This window comes from Staphylococcus intermedius NCTC 11048 (assembly GCF_002902385.1).
GTDB classification, from domain to species: domain Bacteria; phylum Bacillota; class Bacilli; order Staphylococcales; family Staphylococcaceae; genus Staphylococcus; species Staphylococcus intermedius.
The window spans coordinates 1-10,890 of the sequence record NZ_PPQH01000064.1 but is presented as its reverse complement, the minus strand read 5'-3'; the positions used below and the strand labels follow the sequence as shown (position 1 = coordinate 10,890).

Annotated in this window: 8 protein-coding genes and 1 pseudogene; 7 read left to right on the top strand and 2 right to left on the bottom strand. The window is 34.6% G+C overall.

The window, feature by feature from the left end:
• Window positions 1–123 precede the first annotated feature (123 nt).
• The 4 genes from CD138_RS11780 to CD138_RS11765 all read left to right on the top strand — a co-directional run bounded on the left by CD138_RS11780 (window position 124) and on the right by CD138_RS11765 (window position 5,920).
• The gene (locus tag CD138_RS11780) at window positions 124–561 is read left to right on the top strand and encodes a hypothetical protein (RefSeq protein WP_019168001.1); all 438 of its coding nucleotides are present in this window, start codon (window positions 124–126) and stop codon (window positions 559–561) included.
• A 182-nt stretch (window positions 562–743) separates the two neighbouring features.
• On the top strand, window positions 744–2,129 hold the full coding sequence (gene fumC, locus CD138_RS11775; RefSeq protein WP_019168003.1) for a class II fumarate hydratase: 1,386 nt from the start codon (window positions 744–746) through the stop codon (window positions 2,127–2,129).
• A gap of 20 nt (window positions 2,130–2,149) precedes the next feature.
• Complete coding sequence (ppx, locus tag CD138_RS11770) at window positions 2,150–3,676, top strand: exopolyphosphatase (protein ID WP_019168004.1); 1,527 nt, start codon at window positions 2,150–2,152, stop codon at window positions 3,674–3,676.
• Between the two features lie 81 nt (window positions 3,677–3,757).
• Window positions 3,758–5,920, top strand: coding sequence for an RNA degradosome polyphosphate kinase (locus CD138_RS11765; protein ID WP_373364649.1), 2,163 nt, complete (start codon window positions 3,758–3,760; stop codon window positions 5,918–5,920).
• Window positions 5,921–6,062: 142 nt separating this feature from the next.
• Here CD138_RS11765 and CD138_RS11760 read toward each other — a convergent pair whose 3' ends face one another.
• A complete protein-coding gene (locus CD138_RS11760; RefSeq protein ID WP_019168006.1) occupies window positions 6,063–6,893 on the bottom strand; it encodes an RluA family pseudouridine synthase in 831 nt (276 codons plus the stop codon).
• Between the two features lie 154 nt (window positions 6,894–7,047).
• Here CD138_RS11760 and CD138_RS11755 point away from each other — a divergent pair, with 154 nt between their 5' ends.
• Both CD138_RS11755 and CD138_RS11750 read left to right on the top strand, forming a co-directional pair.
• A complete protein-coding gene (locus tag CD138_RS11755) occupies window positions 7,048–8,172 on the top strand; it encodes a GAF domain-containing sensor histidine kinase (RefSeq protein ID WP_019168007.1) in 1,125 nt (374 codons plus the stop codon).
• Complete coding sequence (locus tag CD138_RS11750; RefSeq protein WP_019168008.1) at window positions 8,172–8,798, top strand: response regulator; 627 nt, start codon at window positions 8,172–8,174, stop codon at window positions 8,796–8,798. Before CD138_RS11755 ends, CD138_RS11750 begins: the two co-directional genes overlap by 1 nt.
• Before the next feature lie 74 nt (window positions 8,799–8,872).
• Here CD138_RS11750 and CD138_RS11745 read toward each other — a convergent pair whose 3' ends face one another.
• Window positions 8,873–9,739, bottom strand: a complete 867-nt coding sequence (locus tag CD138_RS11745) for a cation diffusion facilitator family transporter (protein ID WP_019168009.1) — start codon at window positions 9,737–9,739, stop codon at window positions 8,873–8,875.
• Window positions 9,740–10,036: 297 nt separating this feature from the next.
• Here CD138_RS11745 and CD138_RS14705 point away from each other — a divergent pair.
• A pseudogene (locus tag CD138_RS14705) lies at window positions 10,037–10,522 on the top strand (peptide ABC transporter permease); the annotation flags it as partial.
• Window positions 10,523–10,890 lie beyond the last annotated feature (368 nt).

The window sequence follows — 10,890 nt, the reverse complement described above, 5'->3', positions numbered from 1 at the left end:
GTATTAACAGTGTACGTATATGATATATACCATTAATGTATAATGATGGTATTAATAGCAGATGTTAATATTTAAATATGATAAAATGAGAACGTGCTTAAAAAATGATGAAAGGTGACACACATGAAGTTACATCAGAAATGGGTTACATTAATTATAATTTCTACAATCATCAATTTAATATCAATTAAAGCTTTTCCACTAGCATTAGGAACGTTATATTTACCGGTGCTATTTAAAATTGTTCAGTTACAATTAAACCTGTCTAATGGTTTAGTCGACCATGCACAATCGCATGTGCAAACTTTTGTTAAAACGAATCAAAAAGGGATTGTGATCAGTGTGATTTGTTGTATTGCAATCACTGTCGCACTAACGATTTATTTAGATGATTTTTACAGTCAGTTCAGTGGGATTTTGGGTGTTTTAATCCAAATCAGTCCAGTCCTGATGGTGATCGGCCTAATTTTGTATATTTTGTCAGCTATCGCGGTTGTACAAGCAGTGAAATATAAATTTATGAATGTGCAAACTGAAGAAACAATTTCAAATGAATCATAGAGGTACTGGGAAATTTATTTTTCTCAGGCCTTTTTATTTTGCTTTTAATTCATTTCAAACAAATCAAACCGAAAATGATGAAAAAAGCGTCATTGCACGCCAATGTTCATTGAATGGCGATTTCGTTTAATGCTATAATTTAAGTGACAAGAATATTCAAAAATTAAAGGGGAGCGAGAGATATGTCAGTAAGAATTGAACACGATACATTTGGTGAAATTGAGGTACCAGCAGATAAATATTGGGGTGCGCAAACACAAAGAAGTAAGCAAAATTTCCCAGTAGGTAAAGAAAAAATGCCGATCGAAGTGGTTTATGGTTTTGCACAATTAAAACGCGCAGCAGCTTTGGCGAACAATGAATTAGGTAAATTAAGTGATGCGAAAAAAGATGCGATTGTATATGCTTGTGATCGTATTTTAGCTGGTGAATTAGATGAACATTTTCCATTAGTTGTATGGCAAACAGGTAGCGGTACGCAAAGTAATATGAATGTGAATGAAGTTGTGAGTTATGTGGCAAATGAATATTTAAAATCTAACGGTAGTGATGAAACGATTCACCCGAATGACGATGTGAATAAGTCCCAAAGTTCTAACGATACATTCCCGACAGCAATGCATGTAGCGCTTTATCATGAAGTGGAAAAACGTTTAGAACCTGCATTAAAAGGTTTACGTGAGACATTCTACAAAAAAGAAAATGAATTCAAAGATATCATCAAAATTGGTCGTACACACCTTCAAGATGCGACGCCGATTACATTAGGCCAAGAAATTAGTGGTTGGCGCTATATGTTAGATGTGTGTGAAAACTTATTGGCAGAATCTAAAAAGCATATTTTAAATTTAGCCATTGGTGGAACGGCAGTAGGTACGGGTATTAATGCCCACCCTGAATTTGGTGATAAAGTAGCGGCTTACATCGCTGAAAATACTGGCTATCCATTTGTATCATCTGAAAATAAATTCCATGCGTTAACTGCACATGATGAAGTGGTGCAATTACACGGTTCACTTAAAGCGCTTGCAGGAGACTTAATGAAAATTGCAAACGATGTCAGATGGTTGGCTTCTGGTCCTCGTGCCGGTTTAGCTGAAATTTCGATTCCGGAAAACGAACCAGGTTCATCGATTATGCCAGGTAAAGTGAACCCAACACAATGTGAAATGTTAACAATGGTGGCTGTACAAGTCATGGGTAATGATACAGTGGTCGGATTCTCAAGTTCTCAAGGTAATTTCGAACTAAATGTTTTTAAACCTGTCATTTTGCATAACACATTACAATCTATTTATTTATTAGCTGATGGTATGGAAACATTTAATCAAAACTGTGCAGTAGGTATTGAACCTATTCCTGAAAACATTGATAACTATTTGAATCGTTCATTGATGCTTGTGACTGCGCTTAACCCACATATCGGTTATGAAAAGGCAGCAGCGATTGCGAAAAAAGCACATAAAGAAGGTTTAACATTAAAAGAATCTGCAATTCAGTCAGGTTATGTGACAGCAGAACAATTTGAGGAATGGATTAAACCAGAAAATATGGTCCATCCGAAATAATATGGAGGCAAGTTTTAAATATGGAACGTAACGGTTTAATAGATATTGGTTCAAACACGATTCGCTTAGTAATTTTTCAATACGATTCGAAAACAGGATTAAATGAAATTCAAAACATTAAAACGCCAGCACGATTGAGTCAATATTTAGATAATGAGCAAAATATGACCCAAGAAGGCATCGATGTATTGACGACCGCACTGAGAAGTTTTAAAAAAGTGGCGACAGATTTTGAAGTGGCCCATTTGTATCCGATTGCGACAGCTGCTATGCGCCAATCTCGAAATCAAAAAGCAATTTTAAAACATATTCAACAAGAACTCGATCTTGAAATCATCATGATTCCCGAAGAAGATGAAGCTTTTTATGGTTCATATGCTGTCACACACACGACAAGTATTCGAAACGGAATTACTGTCGATATTGGTGGAGGCTCAACAGAATTAACGTTATTTAAAGATAAAAAGATTAAAGAAGCTATTAGTTTTCCATTTGGTGTTGTGACGTTAACGCGGATGTTTTTTGAAGGCAAAGAGCACAATGATAAAGACGCCATTAAAAAAATGGAAAAGTTTTTGAAAAATGAATTTGGTAAAGTGCCTTGGATTCAAAATCAACGTATTAACTTGGTCGGAATTGGCGGTTCTGCACGTAACTGTGCGAGAATTCATCAGTCTTTACATCAGTATCCGATTGCAGGGGTACATGGTTACACGATGGAAGAAGATGATTTAAAAGAAGTATTTCAAATGCTTAAAAAATCTTCGCGTGACACATTAACGACTTTAGATGGGTTGAGTCGTGATCGTGCAGATATCATTTTACCTGCCGTAGCAGTATTTAATGTGTTATTTGACATGATTGATGCAACAGCATTCACTTTTTCAAGAAAAGGGATACGTGAAGGTTTCATCATGAATCAAATTGCGAAAAAATATCCAAAAGAATTTAATAAAACCAATGTTCTACAAGATGCGTTACGTCATTTAGCCAATGAGTACAAAATTGAAGAAAATGGCGCTAAGCAAAGAGTGAAACTTGCTGAATCATTATTAGAACAGTTGACAAAAGAAAAGAAACTTCAAATTAGTCAAGATTTAAAGCAAGTTTTTCTTGAGGCAGCGTATATTTATTATTTAGGTCGATTTATCGATTCTGATTCAAGTTCACAGCATACGTATTACATTATTGCGAATTCAGGGATCAACGGCTTATCCCATAAAGAGCGTGTGAGACTCGCATTACTTGCCAGCTTTAAAAATAAGACTTTACTCAAATTATATAGCGAAGAGACAAAGTGGTTTACTGAAGATGAACTTTCAGACATTCAAGCTTTAGGTGGTATTATCAAATTTGTTAATGCACTCAATATTTCTCATACGAACAATGTTCAAGATGTGAAATTAAAATCGTCAAAAGAAGGATACGACTTGTTTGTTGATTATCAAGGTGAACCGATTGCTGAAGCTTATCAATCTAATCGACAAAAGAAGCATATCGAAAAAGTACTCAAAACAAAGGTTAATATTGTCTTTACAAATTCTTAAACGATAGCCCAATTGTTTTATGTTACGCTAAATAGGAACTGATGCTATGTTTTGTAGAATATTAATGGGGTGACAATGAAAGTGACTATTGAAAAAGGAAATTTGGACCTGAATCATCCAGATTATTATAACAATCGTGAAGTCAGTTGGTTAGACTTCAATTATAGAGTTTTACAAGAAGCCTGTGACGACCAAAACCCATTACTTGAGCAACTTAAGTTTATTGCGATTGGGAGCGCAAACTTAGATGAATTTTTTATGGTGCGTGTGGCAGGGTTAAAAGACCAAGTTAAAATGGGATTTGATAAACCTGAAAATAAAGCACAATTAACGCCGCAGCAACAGTTAAAAGCCATTGAACAGAAAAATCGTCAAAATGTTGCTTTCCAATACCACCGTTTCAATGAATTAGTTGAAGTGTTAAAAACATATGATGTGTATTTATGTAAGCCAGATGAATTAAACGAAGGTATGCGTCAGCAACTTGAACAAATCTTTTTAAATGATATTTTGCCAACATTAACACCATTAGGTATTGATGCATATCGACCATTTCCAAAATTGAATAATAAAACATTAAATATTTTTGTCGATATAGATACAGGTGATGAAATTAATTCAGCGATTGTTCAAATTCCGACACTATTAAACCGTTTTATTACTATTAATGAAGGAAACCGTCAATATATCATTTTAATCGAGGACATGATTTCCTTTTTCATGGGTCATCTTTTCAAAGGGTATGAAATTTTGAATACGTATGCATTTAGAATTACAAGAAATGCTGATTTAACGATTCATGAAGATGGTGCTGAAGATTTACTAATTGAAATCGAACGCTTTTTGAAGGAGCGTAAAAGTGGTGCAGCGGTGAGGTTGGAGATTGATTATCGCGATCAACAAGAAATGCAAATGGATTGGTTAATTGATACGTTAGAATTAGAACCTCAAGATGTGTATTATACGAATGGTCCGCTTGATTTAACGATGGTTTTTGAATTAGTTGATCATTTATCGCACAAATTAAAAGATTTGAAATATGAACGGTATACACCACAAGTGCCACAATCTTTAGGCAATGCAAATGTATATGATTTGGCATTGAAACGTGACATTTTCTTCCATCATCCGTACGAGTCATTTGATCCGATTGTTGATTTTATCACTGAAGCGTCTGAGGATCCGGATACACTGGCGATTAAGCAAACATTGTATCGTGTGAGCAGTGATTCACCGATTATCGAAGCGCTGAAAAATGCTGCAGAAAATGGGAAGCAAGTAACGGTATTGGTGGAATTGAAAGCACGTTTTGATGAAGAAAATAATGTGCACTGGGCAAAAATGTTAGAAGAAGCGGGTTGCCATGTGATGTATGGTATGACGCACTTAAAGACCCACAGCAAAATCACTTTGGTCGTTAAACGCGTGAATGGTAGTCTTGTACCATTCGTGCATCTCGGTACAGGGAATTACAACGATAAAACTGCTAAATTGTATACCGACATGGGAATCATTACCACAAATAGACAAATTGGAGAAGATGCGATGAATTTCTTCAATTATTTGAGTGGTTATTCCATGAAGCCGGATTATCAACAATTAATCGTAGCGCCATATGAAATTCGGGACTTATTTATTGAACGAATTGATGAAGAAATCGAAAGTCATCGTCAACACGGAAACGGTAAGATGATGATGAAGATGAATTCATTAACAGATAAAGCGTTGATTAAAAAGTTATATGAAGCCTCTCAAGCTGGTGTACAAATTAAGTTGATCATTCGAGGGATTTGTTGTTTGAAACCAGGCATTCCTGGCATTAGTGAAAATATAGAAGTCGTGAGTATTGTAGGACGTTTATTAGAACATTCTCGTATTTATTATTTCTATAACAATGGTGAGGAGAAAATTTATTTATCTTCTGCAGATATGATGACACGAAATATGATTAAGCGAGTTGAAATCTTATTCCCAATTTTGGACAAACGCATTGCGAAAAGATTGGTAGATTTTATGCACTTACAACTTTCTGATAATCAAAAAGGGCGTTATCAGGATGCGCATGGTGTGTATCATTATGTTAAAAATGATATGCCATCTATCAACTCTCAAGAATGTTTAATGCGTGAAGCACAAGAGTTTGGGTTAGCGTTGTCCAAACAAAACATGATTGAGACTGGTCAACCAGTACGTGCAAAAAGAAATTGGATGGATCGTGTGAAAGGTCATCTGAAACGAAAATAATCATATTCAGTGATGCATTGGATTGAAATATCAAAATTCAGGGGCTTGGACGTGTTATTGTCCAAGTCCCTGAATTCATGTTGATGTGAGGTTTGTTTGCGATTGAAATTACATGAAAATATCGCAAGTTTGGATTGTTCAACTATTGTTCAATATCATCAATGGTTACAGAAATAGGTTGTTGTGTGATTGGATGTGTGAATTCAATTTGATAACTTTCGAGTTGCAATTGACGTAACTTAGAATCACTATACAGTGGATCACCTAGCACAGGATAACCAATTTCAGCAAGATGCACACGGATTTGATGTGTTCGTCCTGTATCTAACTTTAACATCACTTCACAAACACCTTCTTTAATCATTTGAGAAGACAAAATATGAGTGACTGCCCGTTGACCGGTTGGAGAGACACGGCGCTTATTCGGATGGAATTTATCCTTGCCGATGGGTAAATCAATCGTTTGTGGCTTAATTGGCAACAAACTTTTCACTTGTGCTTTATAGATACGATGAATGTCATTATTTTCCAACATACGATCTAATATTTTTTTGATCATCGGATGTTTCGCCACTATCAGTAACCCAACTGTTTCTTGGTCAAGACGGTGAATCGGCTCAACATAAGGTAGGTTTAAAGTGTAAATGACGTGGTTCATTAACGTATTGCTTTCTTTTAAATCGTTCGGATGTGTTTTAACGCCTTTAGGTTTGTAGACAATCGCTAAAAAGTCGTCTTCATAAGCAATTTGCGCATAACGATAGCTTGGCAAATATTGACTTTTTGCCTCTTCATCAGGAATTACAATTTCGTCGCCTGTATGGACGATTGTTTGTAAATTTGCAGGTTTATCATTCACTGTGATAGATTTTGACATATTCAGTGTATGTAATTCTTTTTTCGGTAATTGTAATGTTTTGAATATGTCTCGAATGGATTGTTCATTAAATGTGTCGGCAACTTTAAATTTCATAAAATCCTCCTTAATTTCTTTTATCATAACATAAAACGAAATGGTATTGATGGTTTTATTCATTGAAACAATGTGTATAATAAAGTTAAATGTACATTAAAACGTGAGTGATGAATTTAACGTTTGATGCGATGCGAAGAGTGGAGTGACCAAAATGGAAAAACCAACAAGATTGGCGTTATTGAAGGAAATTGCTGAATTCCTTAACGAAGAAACAGAATTACAATCCATGCTTGATGGTGCGTTAGATTCATTGATTAAAGGTAGTGATTTTACGACAGGCTGGATATTTTTTATTGATGAAGAAGGTCATCATACGTTAGAGTCACACCAATCGTTACCTTCTGCGTTAACGAATCGACAATGTCACTACATGAAAGAGGGGACATGTTGGTGTGTTCAAGCGTATCACAATCAAAAATTGACGAAAGCCTCAAATATTATTAACTGTTCACGTATTAACTTGGCCAGTCGTGAATTTGTGACAGAAACAGAAGATATTACGCATCATGCGACCGTCCCACTACGATCAGGTAATGAGCAATTTGGCTTGTTAAATGTCGCAACACCTTTTACAACGCATTATTCAGATGAAGATCTCGAATTGTTAGAATCAGTCGCATTTCAGATTGGTTCTGCCATAAAACGTATTGATTTGAACAATCAAGAAAAAGAAGCGGCACGAATCAATGAGCGCAATAGATTAGCACGAGATTTACACGATTCGGTTAATCAAATGTTGTTTTCATTAAAATTAACAGCCCATGCGGCAGGGCAAATGACGCAAGAAGAAACGTCTAAACGTGCTTTTATGCAAATTGAACAAACGAGTCAAAATGCGGTAAACGAGATGCGTGCATTAATTTGGCAATTGAAACCAGTAGGCCTTGAACATGGGCTTGTTCATGCATTAAAAAATTACGCAAGTCTCATTGGACTAGATATTAATGTAACAGTAAAGGGGCTCATTGATTTAGAAAATAAAATTGAGACGCATCTGTATCGTGTGATGCAAGAAGCAATGAATAATACGAAAAAGCATGCGAAAACAAATCATATGGATATTGAACTGAACCAAACGAACGATGATCTCATTGTAGAATTGAAGGATAAAGGCGTTGGTTTTGACGTCACGCAGATTGATTCAGCCGATAAACATGGCTTATCAAATATGCGTCAACGGGTTAAATTTTTAAAAGGAACATTAAAAATGACAAGTGATCAAGGAACAGCAATAACAATCAAAATACCACTTCAGCAGCACAAGGAGGGACAATAATGCCTAAAATCGCAATTGTGGATGATCATTTTATAGTCAGACAAGGACTAGAATTTTTACTTTCTACACAACCAAAGATAGAGGTTGTAGGAAGTTTTGGGGAAGGTCAAGCGCTGTTAGACGCATTGGCGACCAATCAAATTGAACCAGAGCTTATCCTTGTTGATTTAGTGATGCCGGAAATGAATGGTATTACATTAATTCAAAAATTAAAAGAGCAATATCAAAAGATAAAAATTTTAGTACTCACCAGCTATGTAGACGAAGAACATGTCATGTCAGCGATGCAAGCAGGTGCAGACGGCTATGAAATGAAAGATGTGGAACCCGAAGCACTAATGACCTCTATCGATACCGTGCTACAAGGAGTTAAAGTCATTCATAAAGATGCACAACATGTGATGGATACTGTTATTACGAAACCGCATATGTTAAATAAATTGTCCAAACGTGAAACAGAAGTATTGAAAGAAATGGCAAAAGGGAAGACGAATAAAGAAATTGCTGAAACACTGTACGTATCAGAAAAGACGATTAAAACACATGTCAGTCATATTTTCTCAAAATTAGAAGTGACGGATCGTACGCAAGCAGCGATATATGCGATGGAGAATCATTTGTTTTAGTTTAAAAAAAGGAAAAAACATGCGTTCGGATTTGAATAGTCCAATCGCATGTTTTTAATTTTATTCATTATGCGTCATAAAAACGGCTCAATATGTACAATCGTTTCAACTTCACCTAAACGTGCTTGCAATTTAGATTCAATATGATCAGATATTTCATGGCTTTCAATGACATTTAAATCTGGATTGACTGCAATCGTGACATCGATAAATGAAATGACACCATGACTTCTCGCTTTAATATCACGAATTTCTTTAATGCCTGGAATCGATGAAATAATATGTTGAATTTGTGCAAGTTCTTCCTCATCATACCCATCAGTAAGTGTAATGGCCGTCTCTTTAAAAATATCGATACTCGCTTTCATAATCAGTAAACCAATGACAATCGCAGCTATCGTATCAAGCATTGGCACGCCCATATATACGCCTACAATTCCAATTACAGTCCCTATAGACACAAGGGCATCAGAGAGGTTATCGTAACTTGCTGCCCTTAATGCGCTGCTATTAACCTTTTTTGAAAGATTACGATTAAAAATAAACACGGCAAACATTACAATACTTGAAATCAGGCCGACAATAATAGCAGATTGGCTAGGTTGAACGAACTCTCCTTGGTAAAAGTGTTTGACACCGGTGATAATCACTTGGATACTCACCGCAAACATAATGAATGATGCTATGAGTGACGCGATAAATTCTGCACGATAATGGCCATAAGGATGGTTTTTGTCCACGGGCTTCATGGAAATTTGAAGTGCAATGAGTATAGCAATAGAACTAATGACATCCGTCGCATTGTTGATACCATCTGCCATTAAACCTTGACTGTTCGCTAGCCAACCGTATGCAATTTTCAATAATGTCAAAAATGTATAAGTAATGATGCTTAGTGTTGCGCCTTTTTTAGCTTGTGAAATTTTATATTCTAATTGCAACGAAAACACCTCTAAAGTTAATTGATAAGGTTTGATGACTGTGACTTATCATCTTATGCTTAATAAAATGAATTTAACTGTACTATTATGCTATAAAATGCAATATAAAGCTAGTAAAAAGGATAAAAATAACGATTCTATAAAAATAGAAGGAAGCAGGGTTAGTCTTATGACCGGTTAGAAATTTTAGAATGTTAATTTTAATAATGATATTCATTATCTATATTGCTATATGAAGAACCTACTTATTAGTTGCCTCGCACGTTTTTTGTCATTCGAATGATCAAAAACTTTATTCTATTCTATAAATTAATAGGTGAAAATATTTTTTCATTCTTTTACAAAAAAGTAGCCATTCTTTTTTTAGAAAGTTTACTATTTATAATCTTAGGTATAACAGTGATTTCTTTGATTTTTTCAAATTTTTCTCATTATATACTACTTATCGTTTTATTTTCTCTGGTTGTTTTACATTACATATTAATCATTGGGACAATAAGTGTTCTATCGCCCAATATATTAATCAGTATTGGTTTTAGCATTATCTATTGGATTGGATCTATAATACTAGTTGCTGTTAATAAAAGTGTTTTTGGTTTGTTAGCTCCATTTGAAGCGAGTAATTCGATGTACGCTACTATAGAAAGTGTATTAAGTAATCAGACAAATTTTATTAATGCTGAAGATATCGTCACTATAATAATATTTTTTGTTCTGATATTATTAGTTAATTTTATCGTATTATTATTTGCAAAGAAAAGATGGTTAAAATTAGGTATGTAAATTTTATGGGCATAGTGGCTGATTGTAGCCACTATTTTTTATAGCATTAAACTTAAAATGACCTAGATACTGTTCGTCTGTATGTTATATCAGCCAAACTGTTATAACAAACTATTCTAATTCGGTAATTTATTTGCATAAAGCAATTCTTATCTGCATGATAAGTATTGTTAAATACGCTATAAATAGCATCAATAAATACTGATATAACATTTTTTGAATTTAAGAAGTATCCAAATGTTTCATAACAATGAACAAAAATTAATATGATTTCATCTTACACTTAATAAAATGAATTTAACTGTACTATTGCGCTATAAAATGCAATATAAAGCTAGTGAAAAATATAAAAATAACGATTGCAATTT

Excerpts from the sequence above, each read along its gene's own strand:
- CD138_RS11780 (WP_019168001.1), top strand. The coding sequence starts at position 124 with ATGAAGTTACATCAGAAATGGGTTACATTAATTATAATTTCTACAATC.
- fumC (WP_019168003.1), top strand. The coding sequence starts at position 744 with ATGTCAGTAAGAATTGAACACGATACATTTGGTGAAATTGAGGTACCA.
- ppx (WP_019168004.1), top strand. The coding sequence starts at position 2,150 with ATGGAACGTAACGGTTTAATAGATATTGGTTCAAACACGATTCGCTTA.
- CD138_RS11760 (WP_019168006.1), bottom strand. The coding sequence starts at position 6,893 with ATGAAATTTAAAGTTGCCGACACATTTAATGAACAATCCATTCGAGAC.
- CD138_RS11755 (WP_019168007.1), top strand. The coding sequence starts at position 7,048 with ATGGAAAAACCAACAAGATTGGCGTTATTGAAGGAAATTGCTGAATTC.
- CD138_RS11750 (WP_019168008.1), top strand. The coding sequence starts at position 8,172 with ATGCCTAAAATCGCAATTGTGGATGATCATTTTATAGTCAGACAAGGA.